Genomic DNA, 23293 nt, shown 5'->3' on the forward strand with positions numbered 1-23293 from the left:
TCATGTCGTCACGACAAAGGCGATCCCGCCGCGCCGGGCAATTGCCGCACCGCCAAATCCGTGGTTAGGATTCCTGCAAAGACCAAGAACAAGGGAACGGGACAGATGTACGACATCGCGGCCATCGGGGCCTGGCTGGAATTTGCTGTGCGCTGGCTGCACGTGATCACCGCCATCGCCTGGATCGGATCTTCCTTCTATTTCATCGCGCTCGACCTCGGGCTGCACCGCGACCGCAACCTCGCCTCCGGCGCGGATGGCGAAGAATGGCAGGTCCACGGCGGCGGCTTCTACCATATCCAGAAATACCTGATCGCGCCCGACGCGATGCCCGCCCACCTCGTCTGGTTCAAGTGGGAGGCCTATTCGACCTGGCTCTCCGGGTTCTTCCTGCTGGCGCTGGTCTACTACCTCGGCTCCGACTTCTATCTGATCGACCCGGCGGTCATGGACCTTGCCCCCTGGCAGGCCATCGCGATTTCGCTCGCCTCGCTCGGCCTCGGCTGGCTGGCCTATGACACCATCTGCAAATCGAAGTTCGGGGATGACAACACCCGCCTGATGATCGGCCTCTACGCCATCCTCGTCTGCCTGGCGTATTTCTATACGCATGTCTTCTCGGGCCGTGCTGCCCTGCTGCATCTCGGGGCCTTCACCGCCACGATCATGAGCGCGAACGTCTTCTTCATCATCATGCCGAACCAGCGCATCGTGATTGCCGACCTCAAGGCGGGCCGCAAACCCGATGCGAAATACGGCAAGATCGCCAAGCAGCGGTCGACCCATAACAACTACCTGACGCTGCCGGTCATCTTCATGATGCTGTCCAACCACTATCCGCTGGCGTTTTCCACCCAGAACACCTGGATCATCGCGTCGCTGGTGTTCCTGATGGGCGTCACGATCCGGCATTTCTTCAACACCATGCACATGCGCAAGGGCACGCCCTACTGGACCTGGCTGGTGACCGCGATCATCTTCCTTGCCATCGCATGGCTGTCGACCGCGCCGATGTTCCGTGCCGATGAAGACCCCGAGGCCGGCATCGTCACCCGTTTTGCCGAGGCCGAGGGATTCGCGCATGTCACCGACATCGTCATGGGCCGCTGTTCGATGTGCCATAACGCCGAACCCTTCTATGACGGCATCCTCTGGGCGCCTAAGGGGGTGCGGCTGGATACCCCCGCCAATATCACCCGCAATGCCCGCATGATCTATCTGCAGGCCGGGCTCAGCCACGCCATGCCCCCGGCCAACGTCAGCTTCATCGAACCGGCGGAACGTCAGGCGATCATCGACTGGTACGCGGCGGCAACCAAGGGCTAGGGCGTGGGCACCCCGCCTCGGGCAGCGCACGCGCGGCGGGACGGGGCGGCGGGGTGAACCCCGCCCTGCGGCCCGCCCGACCCGCCCACAAGATCCATCCACAGCAAACCACCGCCAGCGGCGTTTCCCCCCGTTCCCGACTCATCACAGACATGCTAAGTCTTGGGTTATGCACCGCCCAGACCCCAACATACGCGACACCCAACCTGTCATTCGCCAACTCGACGACTCCGCGATCAACCGCATCGCGGCGGGCGAGGTGGTCGAACGCCCTGCCTCCGTGGTCAAGGAACTGGTCGAAAATGCGCTCGACGCCGGGGCCACCCGGATCGAGGTGACCATCGCGGATGGCGGCAAGACCCTGATCCGCGTGCGCGACGACGGCTGCGGCATCACCCCCGATGCGCTGCCGCTGGCCCTGTCGCGCCACGCCACCTCCAAGATCGACGGCTCCGACCTGCTCAACATCCACAGCTTCGGATTCCGGGGCGAGGCGCTGCCCTCCCTCGGTGCGGTCGGTCGCCTGACCCTGACCTCACGCGCGCGCGGATACGAGGCCGCCGAGATCCGCGTCAGCGGTGGCCGTACCGATCCCGTCCGCCCTGCCGCGCTCAACTCCGGCACCGTGGCCGAACTGCGCGATCTGTTCTATGCCACGCCCGCCCGCCTGAAATTCCTGCGCACCGACCGCGCTGAAACACAGGCGGTCACCGACATCATCAAACGCCTCGCCATGGCGGAACCCTTCACCGGCTTTACCCTGCGCGATGCCTCGGGCGGCGGCGAGGGGCGCGTGCTGTTCCGCGCCGACCCCGAGACGGGCGACATGTTCGACGCACTGCATGGCCGCCTCGCCACTGTGCTGGGCCGCGAATTTGCCGAAAACGCGCTGGCGATTGATGCCGAACGTGAAGGCCTGCACATGACCGGCTACGCCGCCCTGCCGACCTATTCACGTGGCGCGGCGGTGGCGCAGTTCCTCTTCGTCAATGGCCGCCCGGTGCGGGACAAGCTGTTGATGGGCGCGCTGCGCGCCGCCTATTTCGATTTCCTTTCGCGGGACCGCCACCCGGCGGCGGCGCTGTTCATCGATTGCGACCCGGTGCTGGTCGACGTCAACGTCCATCCCGCGAAATCCGAGGTCCGCTTTCGCGACCCGGCCGTCGCGCGCGGCCTGATCGTGTCGGGCCTGCGTCACGCGCTGGCGAACGCCGGGCACCGTGCCTCGACCACCGTCGCAGGCGCGACCCTCGGGGCCTTCCGCCCCGAGCGTCCGTCGCAGGCGGCCCTCGGCGCTGCGCAACAGGCCCTGGCGCCGGAAGATCACGATGCGCCGCGCGTCTATCAATACGACCCGCGACACCGTTCAGATACCGCTCAGATACCGTCCGGATACCGACGTTCGAATCCTGGCTTTTCAGACACTTACGCCGACATGCTGCCCAGTCTGACACCGACACCCTCTGCGCGCGCCGAACTGCCGGTGGAAAATGACACCCAGACCCCGCTCGAAGCATACCCCCTCGGGGCGGCCCGCGCGCAGGTGCACGAGAATTACATCATCGCCCAGACGACGCGCGGCATGGTCGTCGTCGATCAGCACGCCGCCCACGAACGGCTGGTCTATGAAAAGCTGAAGGCGCAGATGGCGGCCAGTGGCGTGCCCTCGCAGGCCCTGCTAATCCCGGAAATTGTCGAGCTTTCTCAATCGGATGCCGCCCGCCTTCTGGACGCTGCGGACGACCTCGCACGCTTTGGCCTGCATATCGAAGCCTTCGGCGGGGGCGCCATCGCGGTGCGCGAAACCCCCGCGATCCTGGGCGAAATCAACGCCGAGGCGCTGATCCGCGACGTGCTGGACGAGCTCACCGATCAGGATGACAGCATGGCCCTTCAGGCGCGGGTCGAGGCGATCCTGTCGCGGGTCGCCTGTCATGGGTCGATCCGTTCGGGTCGCCGTATGCAAGTCGCTGAAATGAATGAACTTTTGCGGCAGATGGAGGCAACCCCCCATTCCGGTCAGTGCAACCATGGCCGCCCCACCTACGTGGAGCTGCAACTCTCTGATATCGAACGGCTTTTCGGGCGCACATGATCCAGATCGGTTCCCTCACGCTGGATACCTCCGATCCGCTGACCCTCGTAATACTCGGTGGCGCGGCGGGCTTTGTCATCCTGTTGATTCTGCTGATCTTTTCGCTGCGCGCTGCCGCTCGCGCCTCTGATCCGCTGATCTGGCAGATGACCCAATTGTCGCGTCATGTCGAAGGGCTGGGCCGCGGTCAGGAACAACTCGCCGGGAATTTGTCCAACGTTTCCAACGCACAAACGACAGGGCAGGCACAGATGCTGCAATCGATGGAGGCTCGTCTGGCCCACGTCCAGCAGCAGATGAACGACCGGCTGCACGAAAACGCCATGCGCCAGGCCCGCTCTCTCTCCGAGATGCAGGAGAAGATGAACGCCCAGCTGCGCGGCGGCTCCGAGAACACCGTCAAGAGCCTGAGCGCCCTGCAAGAGCGGTTGCAAACGATTGACAAGGCTCAGGAAAATATCACGAAGCTGTCCGGTGACGTGCTGTCGTTGCAGGATATCCTGTCCAACAAGCAGACCCGTGGCGCCTTTGGCGAGATCCAGTTGAACGATATCGTCTCCAAGGCGCTGCCACCCGACAGTTATACGCTTCAGGCCAAGCTCTCCAACGACCGCCGCGCCGATTGCCTGATCCATCTGCCGAACCCGCCCGGTCCCATCGTCGTCGATGCCAAGTTCCCGCTTGAGGCCTACGAGGCCCTGCGCCGCGCTGATACGACTGAGCAGAAGGCCCGCGCGGCGCAGATGTTTCGACAGTCCGTCCGCCATCATATCCGTGCGATTTCAGACCGTTATATCATCGAGGGCGAGACTGCGGACGGTGCGCTGATGTTCCTGCCCTCCGAAGCGGTCTATGCGGAACTGCACGCCAATTTCACGGATGTGGTGCGCGAAAGTTTCAACGCCCGTGTCTGGATCGTCTCGCCCACGACCTGCATGGCGACGCTGAACACCATGCGTGCCATCCTGAAAGATGCCCGGATGCGCGAACAGGCGGGTGCCATCCGCAAGACCCTGCACCTGCTGCATCGCGACGTCGAACTGGTGGTCGAACGCGTCGGAAAGCTGGAAACGCACTTCGATCAGGCGCGCCGTGACCTGGATGGTATAGGCACCGCCGCCGAACGCGCCGGTAAACGTGCGCTGCGCCTCGATAATTTCGACTTCGAAGAGCTGACGTCAGAGGATGCGACGCCGCTGGAAAGCCTGGCGCAGGCGCCGTCAAACGGGTGAAATTGGCGCCGATCACCGCAGGGGCTTCCGCCGGGGGCATTTGCGTTCCAGGCCAAAGCTGTGGTCTTAGGTGACTGACCCGTAGCACCGGAGGCCCCCATGATTCCCGTTGATCCAGACCGATTTCTGGCTGATTTGCACCATCTGCGCAGCTTTGGCGCCTCTGGCGTCGGCAAGGGCGTGGTGCGCCAGGCCTATTCCGACGCCGACATCGCCGCGCGTGAATGGCTGGCCGCGCAATACGCCGAGGCCGGATTGCAGGCCACCATCGACCCGCTGGGTACGGTCTGGGGGCTGGCACCCGGGAAATCCCTTCTGGTCGGGTCGCACAGTGATACCCAACCCGAAGGCGGCTGGCTGGACGGTGCGCTTGGGGTGATCTGCGGGCTGGAACTGGCGCGGGCGGGGGTACAGGCTGGCCTCCCGATCTCTGCAGTGTCCTTTCAGGACGAAGAGGGCCGCTTTGGTGTCATGACCGGCAGCCGCGTCTGGTCGGGCCGAACGACCCTGGCCGATGCGGATGCGCTGCGCGATTCCGGCGGTGTCACCTTTGCCGAGGGCCGTGCCCGAATGGCCCACATGGTCACGGGCGAGGTCGACCCCTCCAGGTTCTCCGGCTTTGTTGAATGCCATATCGAACAGGGCCCGTGGTTGGATGAGGCACAGGAGGCCGTGGGCGTTGTCACTGATATCGTTGGGATTCGTGACCTGACCATCACGTTTTCCGGTGAACAGAACCACGCGGGAACGACACCGATGCACCGCCGAAAGGATGCCTTGAAAGGCATGTTGCGCTTTCAGTCCCTGATCGAAGAGCGGTTCCGCAACGTTGTGACCCCGCAAACGGTCTGGACGACTGGGCATGTGGATTTGCACCCCGGATCGCACTCCATCGTTCCTGGGCGATGCAGTTTTTCGATGCAGTGGAGGGACGGTGACGCGGCACGCCTGGACCGAATGGAGACGATCGTGCGGGCAAGCGCGGCAGACGTCGCGGAAGAAACCGGGCTGACGCTTGAGATGTCGCAGATGCTGGGGCTGGAACCTGTGCCGATGGACCCTGCCTTGCAGGCTGCGTTGGCGATGGCCGCAGAGGGTCAGCTCCCGGGCCGCTGGCGCAAGATGCAATCGGGGGCCCTGCATGATGCGGCCAGCCTGTCGCGCCTGATGCCTGTGGCCATGCTGTTCGTGCCGTCGATCAACGGGATCAGCCACGCCTTTGCAGAAGACACCGAGGAGGCGGATCTTGTCGCGGGGCTGAAGGTGCTCGCCGACGCTGTCGAGGCGATTGCCACCGCTTGATGTGCGTCAGATGAGTGCCGGCCAGGCCGCGCTAGCCCCAGGTGACATCGCCTAGAAAGATATACCCCGCGCCGTAGATCGTCTTGATCAGGCGTGGGTTTTTCGTGTCTTCGCGCAATTTGGTACGTAGTCGAGAGATCCGCACATCCATCGCACGATCAAAACTTTCACCTGCGGCGCCGCCCAGAACCTCCTGCATGGTGGCCCGTGACACGAGGCGTTTCGGGCGTTCGAGGAACAGGCGCAACACTTCTGCTTCGGCATGGGAAAACGGCGTCTCCTCTCCGTCTGCATCCTCTAGCGAGAAGCGGTCGAAATGGGCAGTCCAGCCGTTGAAGTGCGCGATCTGACCTGCGCCCGACCCCGTGACAAGGTGATCCCGACGCAGGCGTGCACGAATGCGCGCCACGACTTCGCCAGGGTCGAAGGGCTTGATGATGTAGTCGTCAGCACCGAGTTCCAGGCCGGTTACCCGATCCTGCACTTGTGCACGGCCTGAAATGATGATGATCGTCGCCCCTTTTTCCAGCGCCAGGCGATGCACCAGGGTCAGACCGTCACGGTCGGGCAGGGACAGGTCGACCAGGCAAACATCGGGAGTGATGGTTTTCAGAGCAGCTTCGAAGTCTGTCGCGCGGGCAAAGGCGCGCGTCCGAAAACCTGCCTGTTCCAGCGCGGTGACAAGGATATCGCGGATTTCGGGTTCGTCATCCAGGATCGTGACCAGGGGGCTACTCATTCGACGCGCGCTCCTTCTTGCAGGAATGTACGTAGCTGGGTGGCATCGAAAGGCTTTTGCAGGACAGGGCCACGGGCCCGCGCGGCCCTGTGCAGGCCGTGGTCGGGGCGCAGCGAGGTCATCATGACAAAGGGCGGCGCAGCGGCCGGCAGCGCATCAAGCAGATCCAGGCCGGTCGCGCTGCCCTCAAGCGACAGATCGCTGAGGATCAATGCCAGATCGTCGAGATCCGCGATGATTTCCAGCGCTTCGGCGGCGGTGGGGGCCTCGATCACGGAATAGCCTGTCTCGACCAGCATCTGCCGGATCGATTGGCGCAGGTCGGTGCTGTCTTCGACCAAAAGCGCCAGACCTCCCGGAGAGGCCATTTGCGGCAATTCTCGCCAAGGTAGCGAAAGTATGACCTCCGCTCCCGAGGGGTGGTTTGCGATCCGCATGCGGCCACCGGCGCGCTGCGTCATGTCATAGACCATCGAAAGACCCAGCCCCGAGCCCTCCTTTCCCTTGGTGGTAAAGAAAGGGTCTGTCGCCTTTTTCAGTGCCGTGGCGGCAAAGCCGGGGCCGCTGTCCGACACCCGGATCTGCAACCATGTCCCCTGGACGTTGCCGCAGGTGATCACGATCCGCCCCGGTCCGTCGCCGATCGCGTCGCGGGCATTCAGGACGAGGTTCAGCAGACTGTCTTGCAGCATACCCGAATCCAGCCAAAGCCGTTGCGCCTTTGCGGTGTTGTCGATTGTGAGGTGCACGTTCACCGGCAGGGCAGAGCGGGCAAGCGTGGCGAAATCCGCCAGAAAGGCCGCCCAATCCGTCGGGCCGGGGCTGTGTTCGCGCCCCCCGGTCATGTCCGCGATCCGGTTGAGCAGGTCACCACCGCGCTTGGCCGCCCGCTGAGTCGCGGAGACCAGCGTCTGTGCCGCATCTGGAAGGTCTTGGCGCGCGAGTTGCGATTGCAGTCCAAGGATGATTGTCAGCAGGTTGGAAAAATCGTGCGCCATGCCTGATGTGACCTGCGCCGCCAGTTCTCTCCGTCGGGTCTGCGTCAGGGCGGCACGGGTCTGGCTTTCTTCGGTGACATCCATCGACATGATATAGACGCCTTCGGTGCCATTCGGTGTCAGGGCGGTCCGGATGCGGCGGCTGCTGGATTCGTCCGTGAACTCAAACGCGGCGGCGCGCCCCTGCATCGCGGAATCGATATAGGGCCGCACGGCCTGGTGCACCTGGTGACCCAGAACATCCGCGATATGCAGCCCGACGATATGCGATGGTCGGCCGGGCAGAATGGTGTTCAGACGGCGGTTTGAATAGGTGTAGATCCGCTGCGGAGAGATATGGGCGATATGGGCGGGCAGCATCTCGGTCGTCAGTCGTATGCGAGCCTCCATTTCCGTCAGGCCGCGACGCGCCTCCTCAAGCCGGGAATTTGCCGCCTTAAGCTGGCGGTTGGTGGCGGCCAGCTCTTCGGCGCGGGTCAACAGTTGGTCTGACAGCTCTTCGGAGCGGGCGCGAAGCAAGGCTTCCTGCCGTTTGGTGTCCGTGATGTCGGTATAGACGGCAACCCAACCGCCCTGCGGCAAGGGCGCACCTTCGACACTGACAACCCGACCGTTGGCACGTGTTCGTTCCATGTAATGTGGCTGAAAGGCGCGCGCAGTCTCGACCCGCTGGCGAATCGCCGCCTCGATATCATCAAGGGGGCCGTATTCGCCGCTGATGCAGAGGTGGCGGATTGTATCTTCGAACCGGGCACCGGTGCGCACAAGTTCGGGCGGCAGATCGAACATCGCGCGAAACTGGCGATTGGATTGCACGAGGCGAAGATCCTGATCGTAAACGGAAAGTGCCTGCTGAATCAGGTTCAGACCGGCCATGGTCATCGTCTCTTTCTGCGATGCGCTGGTGTTCAAATGCCGTCCTCCTCTGCCATCGCTAGCGGGGAACGGGCTCCGGCGAAAGGGTGCCGCAGCGCAACCGCAGCGAGATCTCTTCGCAGGCGCAGTACCCGTAACAATTCGTTAGGTTTTGGAAATGATCCAGTAAAAATTGCCGACAAGGCTGGCTTTGTCGCTAGGGTGATCCCCTGCGATCCGCTTTGAGGAGAGCGGCGTCCGGCTTGGGAGGGCCGGACTACGGGAGGACAAAGAGTGACGGCAAATGCCCATGACGCGGGCGGGGCGGCGCAATCTATGCCGGCCCTGCTGGATCGCAACGCCAAGGCGTACCCAAAGAAGGCAGCCTATCGCGAGAAAGAGTTCGGGATCTGGCAAAGCTGGACCTGGGCCGAGACCCGCGAAGAGATCCGCATGCTGGCGCTTGGGCTGCTGGACCTTGGTGTGCAACGTGGCGATTTCATCGCGATCATCGGGGCGAACCGCCCACATCTTTATTGGTCCATCGTTGCGGCCCAGATGATCGGAGCGGTCCCGGTTCCCCTGTATGCCGACAGCGCGGCTGACGAAATGGCCTATGTCCTGGATCACTGCGGCGCGCGCTTTGTCATCGCAGAAGATCAGGAACAGGTCGACAAGATCAGCGATATCCGGGCGCAGCTGGGCGCGCTTGAGGAGGTGATCTATCTGGATCCTAAGGGGATGCGCAAATACGACCATTCGCATCTGCATGACTTTGTCGGAATTCAGACCCGCGGCAATGCCGCACGCGGCACACTTCTGGTGGAGCTGGAGCGGCGCCAGGGCGACATCACTTATGACGACATATGTGTCATGCTGTACACGTCCGGCACGACGGGCAAGCCCAAGGGGGTGGTGCTGTCGAACCGCAATATCATCGAGACGTCGAAAAACTCCTCTGATTTTGACAACTTGGGGCCGGGGGACGAGGTCTTGGCCTATCTGCCGATGGCCTGGGTCGGCGATTTCATCTTTTCCATCGGGCAGGCGTACTGGACCGGTTTCTGTGTCAATTGCCCAGAGAGCGAGACGACGCTGATCACCGATCTGCGCGAGATCGGGCCGACCTATTATTTCGCGCCGCCACGGGTGTTCGAGACGCAGCTGACCAACGTCATGATCCGCATGGAGGATGCCGGGCGTCTGAAGAAAAAGCTGTTCGATCATTTCATGGGGCTGGCCCGGCGGGTGGGGGGCGACATTCTGGATGGCAAACCCGTGGGGGTGCTGGATCGCTTGCGATACCGGCTTGGCAGCGTCCTGATCTATGGTCCGCTTAAGGATACGCTCGGGTTGGGCCGGGTGCGGGTGGGCTATACGGCGGGCGAGGCGATCGGCCCTGAAATCTTTGATTTCTATCGCTCTCTCGGGATCAACCTGAAACAGCTGTATGGGCAGACCGAGGCCAGCGTCTTTATCACGCAACAACCCGACGGTCAGGTGCGCAGCGATACGGTGGGGGTCGCCTCGCCCGGTGTCGAGATTCGCATCGGGGACAGTGGCGAGGTGTATTATCGCGGTCCGGGAGTTTTCGAGTATTATTACAAGAACGCCGAGAGCACGGCCTCGACCAAGGATGCGGAGGGGTGGGTGGCTACAGGGGATGCCGGTTTCATCGAAGAGGAGACCGGACATCTGCGTATCATCGACCGCGCCAAGGACGTGGGCAAGATGGCGGACGGGCGCCTCTTTGCGCCAAAGTACGTTGAAAATAAACTGAAATTCTATCCCAATATTCTCGAAGCCGTGGTTTTTGGCAACGGTCGCGACTGCTGCACCGCCTTCATCAACATCGACCTGAACGCGGTTGGCAACTGGGCGGAGCGCAGGAATATCGCCTATTCCAGCTATCAGGAACTGGCGGGGCACCCCCAGGTGCTGGATGCCATTCAGGGGCACGTCGAAGCGATCAATGCCTCGATCGCGGAGGATGAGATGCTGTCCGGCTGCCAGATCCACAGGTTCTTGATATTGCACAAGGAACTGGACGCCGACGATGGCGAGATGACCCGAACGCGCAAGGTGCGGCGGCGGATCATCGAGGAGAAATACAAGGACCTGATCCAGGCCCTGTACAGTGACGCACAACAGGTCAGCACGCGCACCGAGGTGACCTACGAAGACGGGCGCAAGGGGCATATCGCGGCCACTCTGGTGCTGCGCGATGCCGCTGTGACGACGCCTGCACAACCACGGGTGGCCGCAGAATGAGCCTTGCAGAACAATATGTTGCGGATGATGTCGCAGAGACTTCGGATGGGTATGTCACCGCTGATGGGCGCAAGATCGGCGGGGTGATGATGGAGATGCGCAACATCACCCTGAAGTTTGGCGGTGTCGTGGCGATCAAGGATATCTCGTTCGACATCCGGCAGGGCGAGATCCGCGCAATCATCGGGCCGAACGGCGCGGGCAAGTCCAGTATGCTGAATGTTATCAGTGGCTTTTACCACCCGCAGGAGGGCGAAGTCTGGTACAACGGGGCCCGCCGCGCGCCGCTGCGCCCCTATCAGGTGGCACGTCAGGGGATCGCGCGGACCTTTCAGAACATCGCGCTGTTCGAAGGCATGACGGTGCTGGACAACGTCATGACGGGGCGGCTGAACTTCATGAACACCAACCTGCTGCAACAGGCGGTCTGGCGCGGCAAGGCGGCGCGGGAAGAGGTGCATAACCGTGAATTCGTTGAAAAAATCATTGATTTTCTTGAGATTCAGGCGATCCGAAAGACCCCCGTGTCGCGGCTACCTTATGGGCTGAAAAAACGGGTGGAGCTGGCGCGGGCGCTGGCGGCGGAGCCGCATCTGCTGCTGCTGGATGAACCGATGGCAGGCATGAACGTCGAGGAAAAAGAGGACATGTCGCGCTTTATCCTGAACGCGAATGACGAATTCGGGACGACGATTGCGCTGATCGAGCATGACATGGGCGTGGTCATGGACCTGAGCGACCGGGTGGTCGTGATGGACTATGGCAAGAAGATCGGGGATGGCACGCCGGACGAGGTCCGCAACGATCAGGCGGTAATCGACGCCTATCTGGGGGTGGCACATGATTGATCGCCGCGCCGCAGCAAGTCCTTTGGAAACATGGAAAAATGCCTGTCGGTATCTGTACGGTATCGGAGCGGTATCACGTCGGTGCCGCAGTGCGGAAACCGCGTCAGGTCTGCTGACATATATCGGCGCCACCACGGCGTGCCCCCGGGGCAGTGACGCGGGCCGCCGGGGCAGTGACGGGGAGGGGATCTGATGCCGGATCAGCTGCTATTCGCGATGGAGGTCCTGCTGAACGGGCTGATGGCGGGGGTGCTGTATGCGCTGGTCGCCCTTGGCTTTGTGCTGATCTACAAGGCCAGCGGGATCTTCAATTATGCACAGGGCGTGATGGCGCTGTTCGCTGCCATGACACTGGTCGGGATCATGGAGGGGCAGGTGCCCTTCGCACATCTGATCAACGCGGCCTTTGGCACGGACCTGCATGTCTTTGGCTGGCAATTGTCGGGGCTGGTCGGGATCGTTCTGACGGCGCTGATCATGATCGCTCTGGCATGGGCCGTGAACCACCTGATCTTTCGCCATCTGGTCAATCAAGAGCCGATCATCCTGTTCATGGCGACCATCGGGCTGGCCTACTTCATGGAGGGGCTGGGCGATCTGATGTGGGGTGCGGACATCAAGAAACTGGATGTCGGGCTGCCGCAGGGGATCAACGGCTGGATCGACACGGTGACCTTTGATGCCTTCGGTTACGGGTTCTTCATCGACAACCTGGATATCTGGGCGACGGTGATCGCCGCCGTGCTGGTAATCGCCCTGATGATCTTTTCGCAATATTCCAAGCAGGGGCGGGCGCTGCGGGCGGTGGCGGATGATCATCAGGCGGCGCTGTCGGTCGGGATCAGCCTGAATTTCATCTGGGTGCTGGTGTGGTCCATCGCCGGGTTCGTGGCGCTGGTCGCAGGCATCATGTGGGGCACCAAGAGCGGGGTTCAGTTCAGCCTGAGCCTGATCGCGCTGAAAGCCTTGCCGGTGCTGATGCTGGGGGGCTTCACCTCGATCCCCGGCGCGATCGTCGGCGGGCTGATCATCGGGGTCGGTGAGAAACTGTTCGAATTTGCCATCGGGCCGATGGTGGGGGGCGCGACCGAAAACTGGTTCGCCTATGTTCTGGCGCTACTTTTTCTTGTGTTCCGCCCGCAAGGGTTGTTCGGTGAAAGACTGATCGAACGGGTGTGAGGGGCGCGCAGGAGGAGCGTGCCCGTCAGGAGAGGCCCGGGAAGATCGACTGCGCGCTGCGCGCGACACCCGCCCCCCCGGATCCATACCGTTGGGGGCAGGGTGACAACCATCAAGACTCTGGGAGGAGTGACGATGACCAAGACGATGATGGACAGGACGATGATGGTCGGAGCGGCCGTGACCTGGAGCGCATTCTGGGTGTTCTGCTACTGGGCTGCGGCCAATGCCCCGATGAAGGAACGCCATGAGATCGTGATCGCGGTGCTGACCGGATTGGGCGTGTTGGGGGCGATCTTTGCCTACAAGCTGATCTGCGCCGGCATAGACTGGATCGGGCAGGCCCCCGATCAGGGCGTCTGACGTGCTGTACCGCGAGGCCGGCGATTTCAAGACCAGCTATGAGGAGGACAGCCAGACCTTTCCGATCCGGTTCGACCGGTTGGCCTATCATGGCGCCCTTGTCGTGGCCTTTGCCATCGTGCCGTTCTTTATAAACGATTACTGGGCCAACGCCGTCGCGCTGCCGTTCCTGATCTATGCGATTGCGGCCATCGGGCTGAACATCCTTGTCGGGTTCTGCGGGCAGGTGAGTCTGGGCACCGGCGGTTTCATGGCCGTGGGGGCCTATGCCACCTACAAGCTGATGACGGCCTTTCCCGAGGTGAACATCTTTTTTCACGTGCTGATCGCGGGCGGAATCACGGCGCTGGTCGGTATGCTGTTCGGTCTGCCCAGCCTGCGGATCAAGGGGTTCTATCTGGCGGTGGCGACGCTGGCGGCGCAGTTTTTCCTGGTCTGGCTGTTCAACCGGGTGCCGTGGTTTTACAACCACTCGGCCTCGGGGCAGATTTCCGCGCCCGAGCGTACGGTGATCGGCGTGCCGGTGACCGGGCCGCATACCGAGGCCTGGGCGACCTATCTGTTCTGCCTGGTGTTTCTGGCCGGGTCCGCCCTGATCGCGCGCAACCTGACGCGCGGGGCGACGGGGCGCAAATGGATGGCGATCCGCGACATGGACATCGCCGCCGAGATCATCGGGGTGAACCCGTTGCGCGCCAAGCTGAGCGCCTTTGCCGTGTCGAGCTTTTTCATCGGGATCGCGGGGGCGCTGTTCTTCAGCGTCTACCTGGGCGCAGTCGAGGTGGGCGAGGCCTTTGGCATCAACAAGAGCTTTCTGGTGCTGTTCATGGTGATCATCGGCGGGCTGGGGCGGATCTTTGGCTCGCTCGCCGGGGCGGCGTTTCTGGTGCTGTTGCCGGTGCTGCTGAAAAACACGCTGGTTGGCACATTGGGCTGGCCGACGGATCTGGCGGCGCATCTTGAGATCATGATCGTCGGCGCGCTGATCGTCATTTTCCTGGTCGCGGAACCGCACGGGCTGGCGCAGCTGTGGCGGATCACCAAGGAAAAACTGCGGCTCTGGCCCTTTCCGCATTAGGGCCGGGGATCGCGCCGGGAGAGGAGGCCCGGCGCGCAAGAAGAAACATCGCAACATCACTGGGAGGAGATGAAAAGATGAAGAAAGTTCTCGTAAGTGCCGTGGCGGCCGCGCTGGTGGCCGGACCGGCCGCGGCGGATCTGGTGTTCCCCGATCTGAGCTATCGCACCGGGCCATATGCGGCAAACGGCATTCCGTTTTCCGACGGCTATCAGGATTACATGACCCTGCTGAACGAACGCGATGGCGGCATCGGTGGCGAGATGATCAAGGTCATCGAATGCGAAACCGGGTATAACACCGAGAAGGGCGTCGAGTGCTACGAGGCGACCAAGGGCGAGGGCGCGCTGCTGTACCAGCCGCTGTCGACCGGCATCACCTATCAGCTGATCCCCAAGGCAACGGCGGATGGCATTCCCGTGCACTCAATGGGCTATGGGCGCACCAGTGCCAAGAATGGCGAGGTGTTTCACAACATCTTCAACTACCCGGCCAACTACTGGGACGGTGCCAGCCATGCCATCACGCAGATCCTGAACGAGAACGAAGGCGATATTGCGGATCTGAAGATCGCGCTGGTCTATCACAACTCGGCCTACGGCAAGGAGCCGATCCGCACGCTGGAGGAACTGTCGAAGAAGCACGGCTACGAGCTGAGCCTGCTGCCCGTCGACAGCCCCGGACAGGAGCAGAAAAGCCAGTGGTTGCAGATCCGCCGGGAACGCCCCGATTACGTGATCATGTGGGGCTGGGGTGTGATGAACCAGGTCGCCATCCAGGAAGCGGTGAACATCCGCTATCCGATGGACCACTTCATCGGCATCTGGTGGTCTGGGTCTGAGAACGATGTGCTGCCGGCGGGCGAGGCCGCGGATGGCTACAAGGCACTGACGTTTCACAACCTCGGCAGCGATTACCCGGTCTACGACGATCTGAAAAAGTACGTTGTCGACGCTGGCAAGGCGGCGGGCGCGGGCGATCAGCTGGGAACCGCGCTCTATTCCCGCGGCATGTACGCGGCGATGCTGGCGACCGAGGCCGCGCGCACCGCGCAGGACATGTTCGACACCAAGGCGCTGACGCCGGCGCAGATGCGCGATGGCATGGAAAACCTCGAGATGACGGAGGCGAAGATGGCGGCGCTCGGCCTGCCGAACTTCGGCCCCGAATTCAAGGTGACCTGCTCCAACCACGGTGGCGACGGCCTGGGCGCCGTGGCGCAATGGGACGCGAAGGCAAGGGAATGGTCGTTGATCACCGACTACTTCCCGGCGGATGAGGAGGTTCTGAACCCCCTGATCACCGCCGACAGCATGGCCTTTGCCGAGGAAAACAACATCACCCCCGGGTGCATGTGACACCACGCGCACCCCGGCCTGCCTGGCGGGTCGGGGGCATTTGAACGGGGGATGGCCGGAATGCTGGATGCAGGCAAGGCGCAGGACAACCTGCTGGAAGTGAACAACATCGAGGTGATCTACAACCACGTGATCCTGGTGCTCAAGGGCGTCAGCCTGTCGGTGCCCAAGGGCGGCATTACTGCCCTGTTGGGCGGCAATGGCGCGGGCAAGACGACGACGCTGAAGGCGATTTCCAACCTGCTGCATTCAGAGCGTGGCGAGGTCACAAAGGGATCGGTGCTGTACCACGGCAAGACGGTGCAGCACCGCGACCCGGCCAGCCTGGTCAAGGCGGGCGTCATCCAGGTGATGGAGGGTCGGCACTGCTTCGAGCATCTGACGGTCGAGGAAAACCTTCTGACCGGCAGCTATACCCGCGCGGCCAGCCGGGCCGAGATCGAACAGGATCTGGAACTGGTCTACAGCTATTTCCCCCGCCTCAAGCTGCGCCGCAAGAGCCAGGCGGGCTATACCTCGGGCGGGGAACAGCAGATGATCGCCATCGGTCGCGCACTGATGAGCCGCCCCGAGACGATCCTGCTGGACGAGCCGTCGATGGGCCTGGCGCCGCAGTTGGTCGAGGAAATCTTTACCATCGTGAAAAACCTGAACGAAGAGGAGGGGACGACCTTCCTGCTGGCGGAACAGAACACCAACGTGGCCCTGCGCTATGCCCACTACGGCTATATCCTGGAATCGGGGCGCATCGTGATGGATGGCCCGGCCGCAGAGCTGCGTGAAAACCCCGACGTCAAGGAATTCTACCTCGGCATGTCCGACGAAGGGCGCAAGAGCTTTCGTGACGTGCGTTCCTACCGGCGGCGCAAACGGTGGCTGTCGTGATCGGCCTCCCCCGGGTGCCGGGCGCGCACTACAGATCCTGAGAGGCGAAACCATGTCGCAACATTTCGATACGCTTGAGACCCGCAGCATGGAGGCCCGCGAAGCGGCCCTGGCCACGGATCTGCCCCGCCAGATCGCGGCGGCGCAGCGTCTTGCGGGGTATGGCGACCGGCTGGCCGGCATCGACGCGGCCCGGATCGCTTCGGTCGGCGCGCTGGCGACACTGCCCATCCTCAGAAAATCCGACCTGGTGGCGGCGCAGAGCGCCAGCGCCCCTTTGGGCGGGCTGACCACCCTGCCGATCAGCGGATTCGCGCATGTGTTTCAGAGCCCGGGTCCGATCTACGAACCCGGCGGGGCCTCGCATGACTGGTGGCGAATGGGGCGGTTCCTGCACGCCTGCGGTATCGGCAAGGGCGACATCGTGCAGAACTGCTTCGGCTATCACCTGACGCCTGCCGGGATGATCTTTGAAAACGGTGCGCGCGCGGTCGGGGCCTCGGTGCTGCCCGCAGGCACCGGCCAGACCGACCTGCAGGCGCGGGCCGCCCATGACCTTGGCATTACCGCCTATGCGGGGACACCGGATTACCTCAAGGTGATTCTGGACCGGGCAGAGGCGCTGCACCTGCCGCTGAAAGTCACCCGTGCCGCAGTGGGCGGCGGCGCGCTGTTCCCCAGCTTGCGCGCCGAATATGCGGACCGCGGCATCGCCTGCCTGCAATGCTATGCCACGGCGGACCTCGGCAACATCGCCTATGAAAGTGCTGCGATGGAGGGGATGATCGCCGACGAGGGCGTGATCATCGAAATCGTCCGCCCCGGCACGGGCGATCCGGTCGCCCCCGGCGAGGTCGGCGAGGTGGTGGTGACCACCCTGAACCCGGATTATCCGTTGATCCGCTTCGCCACCGGTGACCTCAGCGCGGTACTTCCCGGCATCAGCCCCTGCGGGCGGACAAACCTGCGCATCAAGGGCTGGATGGGGCGTGCCGACCAGACAACCAAGATCAAGGGCATGTTCGTGCGCCCCGAACAGGTCGCCGATTTCGTGCGCCAGCACGCCGATGTCAGCCGCGCCCGCGTCATCGCCCGACGCGAGGGCGAGATGGACATCATGATCCTGCGCATCGAAAGCGACGGCGGCGACAGCGCCCGCTACCAGCCGAGCGCACTTCAGACCCTGAAACTGAAGGCCGAGATCGAGATCGTCGCCAGGGGTTCCCTGCCCAACGACGGCCTGGTGATCGAGGATCAGCGCGTTTACGACTAGGCGCGCGCCCGCTCGCTCATCTGGCCGGAAATACCCCCGCCGGAGGCTCCCGTCTGCGGTGCCAGGTGCAGCCCGCGCCGCCCGGCACTCCCCCTGGGGACAGGGCCGTCAAGCAACAGAGCCGTCAAGCAAAAGGGCCGCGAAGGAAAAAGGGCTGCCAAAGAAAAAGGGCCGCCAAAAGCGACCCTTTCCGGTAAGTCTTGTGCTGCTGTCGCGGCACCCGGGGCAATCAGCCCTGGCGTGCCTTGAAGCGAGGCTGCGTCTTGTTGATCACGTAAACGCGGCCTTTACGGCGCACGACGCGGCAATCGCGGTGGCGCTGCTTCAGCGAGCGGAGCGAGTTACGAACCTTCATGGTCATCTCCTCTTGTCGCGGCGCGGCTAGCGCCAGTGTTTCGCGGTTGGCAATCAGACGATTACCGATGAATTCATGGTGGGCGATACAAGGTTCGAACTTGTGACCCCTTCGATGTCAACGAAGTGCTCTACCACTGAGCTAATCACCCATGACCGGTTTGGCCCCTGCCCCTTTTAACCAAAAGGAGCGCGGAGTTCCGCGCCGGTTCGGGTCGTATAAAAGGAGTCGATGGCGGGATCAAGGGGCTTTTGGCATTCCTTTTTTGGGGTAGTATCAGGGCGCATCCGGAGTTGTCATGACACGATCCGCCTTTGAACTGTTTCGCCCCGTTCGCCTTGGGACCAGTGTGGTTTTCGCGTCGCCCCATTCCGGGCGCGACTACCCCGACGATCTGATGCAAAGGACCCGTCTGGACAGGCATCAGGTGCGCTCCTCCGAGGATGCCTTCATCGACCGTCTGTTTGCTTCGGCACCGGATGTCGGGGCACCGCTGCTCTGCGCGACGGCGCCCCGGGCCTATGTCGACATGAACCGCGCGATCGACGAGTTGGACCCCGCGCTGGTCGAGGGTGTCCGGCGCCGTGGGCATAACCCGCGAATCGCGTCCGGCCTCGGTGTGATTCCGCGCGTCGTGGCGGGCGGAATGCCGATTTATCACGGAAAACTGACGCTGGAGGAGGCCGAGGCGCGGCTGGAACGCACCTGGAAGCCGTATCACGCCACGCTGCAAAGCCTGCTGAACGAGGCCCGCGCGGCCTTTGGCGAGGCGATCCTGCTGGATTGCCATTCGATGCCGCACGAGGCGCTGGACGGGGTGGCGCGCAATGCCCGGCGTCGCCCGGAGGTGGTGATCGGGGACCGGTTCGGTGCTTCGGCCGACAGTTTCCTGATCGACCGGATCGAGGCCGCCTTCGTGAATGCCGGGCTGAACGTGGTACGCAATGCGCCCTTTGCGGGGGCCTATGTCACGCAGCACTATGGCCGTCCCGCGCGGGCCCAGCACGCGGTGCAGATCGAGATCGACCGCGCCATCTACATGGACGAAGCCCGCATCGAGCCGCTGCCGCGATTCGATGCCTTTGCCGAAGTGATTCGCGGTGTGGTGGCGGAAATTGCCGATCTGGGGCGCAGCGGGGTGCCGCTGGCCGCCGAATAGCTCGGGGCCCCAGCGACACGAGATCATTTCTCAGGCAGATCGAAACTCAGGCAATTCGCAGGGATCGCCGGGCGCTTTCGGGGTGGGCTGCGCGGGCGGGGTGGGCTGCGCGGGCTAGCGCAGCGCCCGTCCCTTGCGGATGGCATCGGGGCCGAAGCGGGCGCGAATAGCATCTGTGGCGCGCTCGGCCTCGCTGCGGCGGGCCGCGTTCGGGTCCAGCAGGTCGGGGGCGCGATCGGCCTCGGCGTCGGACGTCAGATCGGTCAGTCCGACCCCGATCAGGCGAAACGGCCCCTGGTCGCCCAGGGCATCGAACAACGCGCGCGATTCGCGGTACAGGCGGTCGGCCATCTGGGTGCTGTCGCGCAGCGCATGGCGGCGGGTGATCAGTGAAAAGTTGGCGCGTTTCAGCTTCAGCACCACCACGCGGCCCGCCAGATCCTTGGCCTTGGCGCGGTCTGCGACCTTTTCGGCCAGCCGCCACAGGTGACCGTCCAGCAAATCCGGGTCCGAGGTATCCTCGAAAAACGTCGTCTCGTTCGAGATGGATTTCATCGGGGCGTGGGCGGTGACGCGTCGCATGTCCTCGCCCCGTGCGAGGTGCCAGAGGCGGTCGCCCATGGAACCGAACCGCGCCGCCAGATCCCGCTGGTCCCAGCGACGGAGATCGGCAAAGGTCTGGATTCCGGCCTTGTCGAGCGAGGCCTGCCCGGCCGCCCCGACACCCCAGATGAGGCGCACTGGTTTGGGGGCAAGGAAATCCTGCGTTTCGGCCTTGCCGATCACTGAAAACCCGTGCGGCTTGTCCATGTCCGAGGCGATCTTGGCCAGGAACTTGTTGTGGCTGAGGCCGATGGAGCCGGTCAGGCCGAGTTCGTCGCGCATCCGCTTTACCAGACGCGCCAGCATCACCGCAGGGGCATGGCCATGCAGGCGGAGAGTGCCGGTCAGATCGAGAAACGCCTCGTCCAGCGACAGGGGTTCGATGGCCGGCGTCATCTCTTCCATCATGGCGCGGATGGCGCGCGATGCCTCGACATAGGCCGACATGCGCGGTTTGATGACCACCGCGTCGGGGCAGAGTTTCAGGGCCTGGAACATCGGCATGGCGGATCGCACGCCACGGATGCGCGCCACGTAGCAGGCGGTCGAGACCACGCCGCGCCTGCCGCCGCCGATGATGACGGGTTTGCCCGCCAGATCCGGGTTGTCGCGCTTTTCGACAGAGGCATAGAAGGCATCGCAATCCATATGCGCGATGGAGAGCGACATCAGTTCGTCATGCGCGATCACCCGCGGGCTGCGGCAGGCGGGGCAGCGCAGGTGCGACGCGCGCGGCGCGTCGAAATCGGTGAGGCAGTCGCGGCAGAGTGCGTGCATGGGGGCCTGCGGGGCGGGAAATGGGGCGCGACGCCGGTCGGGCGCCTGCGTCTTGGTGCAATTGGCTGGGGGCATGATATACCGCTGCCATGGACAGGCAAACCGACATTTCCCCCGGGGCGTTCGACCGCGCACGCGATGTATACGGCGCCAAGCTGCTGATCCTGTTCGGCACGCGAATGCCGGTGATCCTGCGCGACAACCGATCCGATATTCCCGATCCGAACAAGCTGGACCTGCCGGGGGGCGGGCGCGAGGCAGGCGAAAGCGCAGTCGAGTGCGTGCTGCGCGAAACGCGCGAAGAGCTGAGCCTGGGGTTGGCGCCGCGTGATCTGCACTATGGGCGCGCCTATCGCAACGGGGCGGGGCGCGAGGTCTGGTTTTTTGCCGCGCACCTGGACTATGCGCGGCTGGACGAGATTGCCCTGGGCGACGAGGGGCAGAGTTGGCATCTGATGCAGATGGCCGAGTATCTGTCCCACGCCAGCGGCATCGTGGCGTTTCAGGATCGGCTGGCGGACTACCTGGCGTGGGCGGGCGCGCGGGTTCCGCCGCGCTGAAGCATGCTGCGCCGATCCGGGGGCCGGATCAGAGCCGGGCGATTTCGGACAGGATGGCCTGTGTCGCGGCGCGGGGATCGGTGGCGCGCCAGATCGGGCGACCGACGACGATATGATCGGCCCCGTCGCGGATGGCGTTGGCCGGGGTGGCGATGCGTTTCTGGTCATCGGAGGCATCGCTCTCGGGGCGGATGCCGGGTGTGACGATCAGGCGGCCCGCCGCCTGCGGAAGGGCACGGATCATCGCGGCCTCTTGCGCAGAGGCGATGACGCCATGCGCACCGGCCTCGAATGCGCGGGCGGCGCGTTCGGCCACCAGATCGGCGGTGTCACCCGGCTTGAGGCAGCTTGCATCCAGATCGCCGCGATCAAGCGAGGTCAGGATCGTCACGGCGAGGATCTTGAGGTCGGTGCCTGCGGCGCCTTCGCGGGCGGCGCGCACGACATGGGGGTCGCCGTGGACAGTCAGGAAATCCAGATCGAACTGCGCCAGGCCCCGCACCGCTGCTTCGACCGTGGCGCCGATGTCGAAGAGTTTCATGTCGAGGAAGATACGCTTGCCTTGTTCCTGCTTGAGTTCGTTGGCGAGGCCGAGGCCGCCGCCGGTCAGCATCCCCAGCCCGATCTTGTAGAAGGAGACGGCATCGCCCAGCTGTTCGGCCAGGTGCAGCCCGGCAACCGCATTCGGGACGTCCATGGCGACGATCAGCCGGTCGTCGGAGGGTTGAGTGTGAGCGTGCGTCATCTGGTGGCCCCTTCTGTGTGCAGCGCCCTGTCGGGCAGGGCAGGGCCGTCATGCGCAGCAGAACGCCGCGCGTCAAGGGTGTCGCGGCATGCGGTGATGGTCGGGTGGCGCGCCTGGCGTGTTTGCGGGGCGCGGCACCGGGGGGAGGGCGCAGAGGCAAAAAGGGGTCCGGGCATGTCTGGTCGGCAGCCGTCGTCCCGGACCCTAGACGCGCACGGTGGAACATCCTGTACCAGAACCGGCCGGTTGAGGCGTCAACCTGGTCTGGCCGCGCGCACCGTCATGAGACAATGCCGGGGCGCGCGATAAGCGGATGCGCCGTGCGCATGCGTGAAGAAGCCGAATGCCGCGACACGGCGGCAGGTCAGGGGCCGGGCGGAGATTGTCCGGTGGCATTGGTCAGAAGGAGATGCGCCCGAGAATGCGGGCAGGTCTGATCAAAAAAGAGGGCGGATGGAAAATCGCCCGTGGCGCCCCTCAGGCTTCAATTAGGGAATTTCGGTCATTGCTATTGTTTCGCCAGAGCGATGCGCCGTTGCATGAATTGCAATCTGTGGCGCGGTAATCTGGCAGTTCTACCCATAGTTATGTTTTTGTACTTTGGGGTAATCTTAATTCTTGAGAATCTGAATGTAAAGCGGGTGCAGCAATTGCACTGCATTTACAGGGCATGCATTGGGGGCTTTTCCGTGCGACTCATATGTCCCTCGCGCCCGACCGTGTCGGCCAAGAACGGCCGGCCGGAAACGACGGCAATATCCGAAGGGGTGTGACCAGAACGCGGGCACGCACCGCGTTGAATGAGGCCGCTGTGGAGCTGTTCGCGCCGTGGAAAACCGCGTGCTTTTCCGCACGCTGGCGAAGAGTCGTCCTGTGGCGGCGCGGTCGGCCTGCGGTTCACGCGGGTTGGGGCCAACAGGGGCCAGTCAGGTCAGGCCGCGCGGCGCAGCAGGCGATCCCACAGGGCGTTGGTGGCCTGGTGCACGATTGCGGGCAGGCTGTCAAAGCTGTGCATGTCGGGGCGACGGGCGCGCATCGTGCTATCCTGCCGGGTGTGGCGACGCTGGGCCATGTCGACGACGGCGATGCTGACATCGGCATAATCCATCGTTATCGGTGCCCGCAGGGAAATCGGGTAGGTGAAGGCTTCGCCCCGGTCGAACAAAGTGACGCAGGCCTCGAAGGCCCGTTCGGCGGGGTTGTAACGGATCGTGGAAATGCGTGTTTTGGTCGTCGTCATGAGGACCTCCTGCTCGCTGGTTATCTGTTCTGTGCCTGTCCTTTGCAGGGAA

At 63.4% G+C, this 23293-nt stretch carries 20 protein-coding genes and 1 tRNA gene; 14 read left to right on the forward strand and 7 right to left on the reverse strand.

Going from position 1 to position 23293, the window contains the following annotated elements; genetic code table 11:
* Positions 1-105 precede the first annotated feature (105 nt).
* The 4 genes from DL237_RS16900 (at position 106) to DL237_RS16915 (ending at position 5955) form a co-directional block, all read left to right on the forward strand.
* Positions 106-1326, forward strand: coding sequence for a urate hydroxylase PuuD (locus tag DL237_RS16900; RefSeq protein ID WP_119400265.1), 1221 nt, complete (start codon positions 106-108; stop codon positions 1324-1326).
* A 169-nt stretch (positions 1327-1495) separates the two neighbouring features.
* Positions 1496-3421 (forward strand): DNA mismatch repair endonuclease MutL, encoded by a 1926-nt coding sequence (gene mutL / locus DL237_RS16905; RefSeq protein ID WP_119400266.1) that lies wholly within the window; start codon positions 1496-1498, stop codon positions 3419-3421.
* Positions 3418-4653: a DNA recombination protein RmuC gene (locus tag DL237_RS16910; RefSeq protein WP_119400267.1), complete on the forward strand. Its 1236-nt coding sequence runs from the start codon at positions 3418-3420 to the stop codon at positions 4651-4653. Before mutL ends, DL237_RS16910 begins: the two co-directional genes overlap by 4 nt.
* A gap of 99 nt (positions 4654-4752) precedes the next feature.
* Positions 4753-5955, forward strand: a complete 1203-nt coding sequence (locus DL237_RS16915; protein ID WP_119400268.1) for a hydantoinase/carbamoylase family amidase — start codon at positions 4753-4755, stop codon at positions 5953-5955.
* 31 nt (positions 5956-5986) lie between these two features.
* On the opposite strand, the gene DL237_RS16920 is transcribed toward DL237_RS16915, so the two are convergent.
* Positions 5987-6694 carry a response regulator transcription factor gene (locus DL237_RS16920; protein ID WP_119400269.1) on the reverse strand — a complete coding sequence of 236 codons (708 nt, stop codon included), beginning with the start codon at positions 6692-6694 and terminating at the stop codon, positions 5987-5989.
* Complete coding sequence (locus tag DL237_RS16925) at positions 6691-8574, reverse strand: hybrid sensor histidine kinase/response regulator (RefSeq protein ID WP_119400297.1); 1884 nt, start codon at positions 8572-8574, stop codon at positions 6691-6693. Before DL237_RS16925 ends, DL237_RS16920 begins: the two co-directional genes overlap by 4 nt.
* Before the next feature lie 309 nt (positions 8575-8883).
* Between DL237_RS16925 and DL237_RS16930 the strand changes: the two genes are divergently transcribed.
* The 8 genes from DL237_RS16930 to DL237_RS16965 all read left to right on the forward strand — a co-directional run bounded on the left by DL237_RS16930 (position 8884) and on the right by DL237_RS16965 (position 17802).
* Positions 8884-10818: an AMP-binding protein gene (locus DL237_RS16930; RefSeq protein ID WP_119400270.1), complete on the forward strand. Its 1935-nt coding sequence runs from the start codon at positions 8884-8886 to the stop codon at positions 10816-10818.
* Positions 10815-11666 (forward strand): ABC transporter ATP-binding protein, encoded by an 852-nt coding sequence (locus DL237_RS16935; RefSeq protein WP_119400271.1) that lies wholly within the window; start codon positions 10815-10817, stop codon positions 11664-11666. The genes DL237_RS16930 and DL237_RS16935 overlap by 4 nt, the downstream gene beginning before the upstream one ends.
* Positions 11667-11858: 192 nt before the next feature.
* Positions 11859-12845, forward strand: a complete 987-nt coding sequence (locus DL237_RS16940; protein WP_119400272.1) for a branched-chain amino acid ABC transporter permease — start codon at positions 11859-11861, stop codon at positions 12843-12845.
* Positions 12846-12980: 135 nt separating this feature from the next.
* Entirely contained in the window at positions 12981-13208 is a 228-nt protein-coding gene (locus DL237_RS16945; protein WP_119400273.1) for a hypothetical protein, read from the forward strand.
* A gap of 1 nt (position 13209) precedes the next feature.
* Positions 13210-14286 carry a branched-chain amino acid ABC transporter permease gene (locus DL237_RS16950; RefSeq protein ID WP_119400274.1) on the forward strand — a complete coding sequence of 359 codons (1077 nt, stop codon included), beginning with the start codon at positions 13210-13212 and terminating at the stop codon, positions 14284-14286.
* Between the two features lie 77 nt (positions 14287-14363).
* The gene (locus tag DL237_RS16955) at positions 14364-15644 is read left to right on the forward strand and encodes an ABC transporter substrate-binding protein (RefSeq protein WP_119400275.1); all 1281 of its coding nucleotides are present in this window, start codon (positions 14364-14366) and stop codon (positions 15642-15644) included.
* 60 nt (positions 15645-15704) lie between these two features.
* Positions 15705-16529 carry an ABC transporter ATP-binding protein gene (locus DL237_RS16960; RefSeq protein WP_119400276.1) on the forward strand — a complete coding sequence of 275 codons (825 nt, stop codon included), beginning with the start codon at positions 15705-15707 and terminating at the stop codon, positions 16527-16529.
* A 52-nt stretch (positions 16530-16581) separates the two neighbouring features.
* A complete protein-coding gene (locus DL237_RS16965) occupies positions 16582-17802 on the forward strand; it encodes a phenylacetate--CoA ligase family protein (RefSeq protein ID WP_119400277.1) in 1221 nt (406 codons plus the stop codon).
* Between the two features lie 229 nt (positions 17803-18031).
* On the opposite strand, the gene ykgO is transcribed toward DL237_RS16965, so the two are convergent.
* Entirely contained in the window at positions 18032-18157 is a 126-nt protein-coding gene (ykgO, locus tag DL237_RS16970; protein ID WP_072857948.1) for a type B 50S ribosomal protein L36, read from the reverse strand.
* 76 nt (positions 18158-18233) lie between these two features.
* Positions 18234-18308: transfer RNA gene (locus DL237_RS16975), tRNA-Val, on the reverse strand.
* 147 nt (positions 18309-18455) lie between these two features.
* Here DL237_RS16975 and DL237_RS16980 point away from each other — a divergent pair.
* Positions 18456-19316 carry an N-formylglutamate amidohydrolase gene (locus DL237_RS16980; RefSeq protein WP_119400278.1) on the forward strand — a complete coding sequence of 287 codons (861 nt, stop codon included), beginning with the start codon at positions 18456-18458 and terminating at the stop codon, positions 19314-19316.
* Positions 19317-19430: 114 nt separating this feature from the next.
* Here the strand turns inward: DL237_RS16980 and DL237_RS16985 are convergent, their stop codons facing one another.
* Positions 19431-20696, reverse strand: a complete 1266-nt coding sequence (locus tag DL237_RS16985) for a DNA polymerase IV (protein ID WP_119400298.1) — start codon at positions 20694-20696, stop codon at positions 19431-19433.
* A gap of 89 nt (positions 20697-20785) precedes the next feature.
* Between DL237_RS16985 and DL237_RS16990 the strand changes: the two genes are divergently transcribed.
* Positions 20786-21256 carry an NUDIX domain-containing protein gene (locus tag DL237_RS16990; RefSeq protein ID WP_119400279.1) on the forward strand — a complete coding sequence of 157 codons (471 nt, stop codon included), beginning with the start codon at positions 20786-20788 and terminating at the stop codon, positions 21254-21256.
* A gap of 28 nt (positions 21257-21284) precedes the next feature.
* Here DL237_RS16990 and pyrF read toward each other — a convergent pair whose 3' ends face one another.
* Together pyrF and DL237_RS17000 are read right to left on the reverse strand one after the other, a co-directional pair.
* On the reverse strand, positions 21285-22001 hold the full coding sequence (gene pyrF / locus DL237_RS16995) for an orotidine-5'-phosphate decarboxylase (protein ID WP_119400280.1): 717 nt from the start codon (positions 21999-22001) through the stop codon (positions 21285-21287).
* A gap of 931 nt (positions 22002-22932) precedes the next feature.
* On the reverse strand, positions 22933-23241 hold the full coding sequence (locus DL237_RS17000; RefSeq protein ID WP_119400281.1) for a hypothetical protein: 309 nt from the start codon (positions 23239-23241) through the stop codon (positions 22933-22935).
* Between the last annotated feature and the right edge of the window lie 52 nt (positions 23242-23293).

This window comes from Pseudooceanicola sediminis, from assembly GCF_003575965.1.
In the GTDB taxonomy this organism is placed as follows: Bacteria; Pseudomonadota; Alphaproteobacteria; order Rhodobacterales; family Rhodobacteraceae; genus Pseudooceanicola; species Pseudooceanicola sediminis.

Bases quoted from the DNA above. Each gene is read 5' to 3' on its own strand.
- DL237_RS16965 (WP_119400277.1), top strand. From the start codon at position 16,582: ATGTCGCAACATTTCGATACGCTTGAGACCCGCAGCATGGAGGCCCGC.
- DL237_RS16945 (WP_119400273.1), top strand. From the start codon at position 12,981: ATGACCAAGACGATGATGGACAGGACGATGATGGTCGGAGCGGCCGTG.
- DL237_RS16960 (WP_119400276.1), top strand. From the start codon at position 15,705: ATGCTGGATGCAGGCAAGGCGCAGGACAACCTGCTGGAAGTGAACAAC.
- mutL (WP_119400266.1), top strand. From the start codon at position 1,496: ATGCACCGCCCAGACCCCAACATACGCGACACCCAACCTGTCATTCGC.
- DL237_RS17000 (WP_119400281.1), bottom strand. From the start codon at position 23,241: ATGACGACGACCAAAACACGCATTTCCACGATCCGTTACAACCCCGCC.
- DL237_RS16985 (WP_119400298.1), bottom strand. From the start codon at position 20,696: ATGCACGCACTCTGCCGCGACTGCCTCACCGATTTCGACGCGCCGCGC.
- DL237_RS16910 (WP_119400267.1), top strand. From the start codon at position 3,418: ATGATCCAGATCGGTTCCCTCACGCTGGATACCTCCGATCCGCTGACC.
- DL237_RS16955 (WP_119400275.1), top strand. From the start codon at position 14,364: ATGAAGAAAGTTCTCGTAAGTGCCGTGGCGGCCGCGCTGGTGGCCGGA.
- DL237_RS16920 (WP_119400269.1), bottom strand. From the start codon at position 6,694: ATGAGTAGCCCCCTGGTCACGATCCTGGATGACGAACCCGAAATCCGC.
- DL237_RS16915 (WP_119400268.1), top strand. From the start codon at position 4,753: ATGATTCCCGTTGATCCAGACCGATTTCTGGCTGATTTGCACCATCTG.
- DL237_RS16930 (WP_119400270.1), top strand. From the start codon at position 8,884: ATGCCGGCCCTGCTGGATCGCAACGCCAAGGCGTACCCAAAGAAGGCA.
- DL237_RS16935 (WP_119400271.1), top strand. From the start codon at position 10,815: ATGAGCCTTGCAGAACAATATGTTGCGGATGATGTCGCAGAGACTTCG.
- DL237_RS16900 (WP_119400265.1), top strand. From the start codon at position 106: ATGTACGACATCGCGGCCATCGGGGCCTGGCTGGAATTTGCTGTGCGC.
- DL237_RS16925 (WP_119400297.1), bottom strand. From the start codon at position 8,574: ATGACCATGGCCGGTCTGAACCTGATTCAGCAGGCACTTTCCGTTTAC.
- ykgO (WP_072857948.1), bottom strand. From the start codon at position 18,157: ATGAAGGTTCGTAACTCGCTCCGCTCGCTGAAGCAGCGCCACCGCGAT.
- DL237_RS16940 (WP_119400272.1), top strand. From the start codon at position 11,859: ATGCCGGATCAGCTGCTATTCGCGATGGAGGTCCTGCTGAACGGGCTG.
- DL237_RS16980 (WP_119400278.1), top strand. From the start codon at position 18,456: ATGACACGATCCGCCTTTGAACTGTTTCGCCCCGTTCGCCTTGGGACC.
- DL237_RS16990 (WP_119400279.1), top strand. From the start codon at position 20,786: ATGGACAGGCAAACCGACATTTCCCCCGGGGCGTTCGACCGCGCACGC.
- pyrF (WP_119400280.1), bottom strand. From the start codon at position 22,001: ATGACGCACGCTCACACTCAACCCTCCGACGACCGGCTGATCGTCGCC.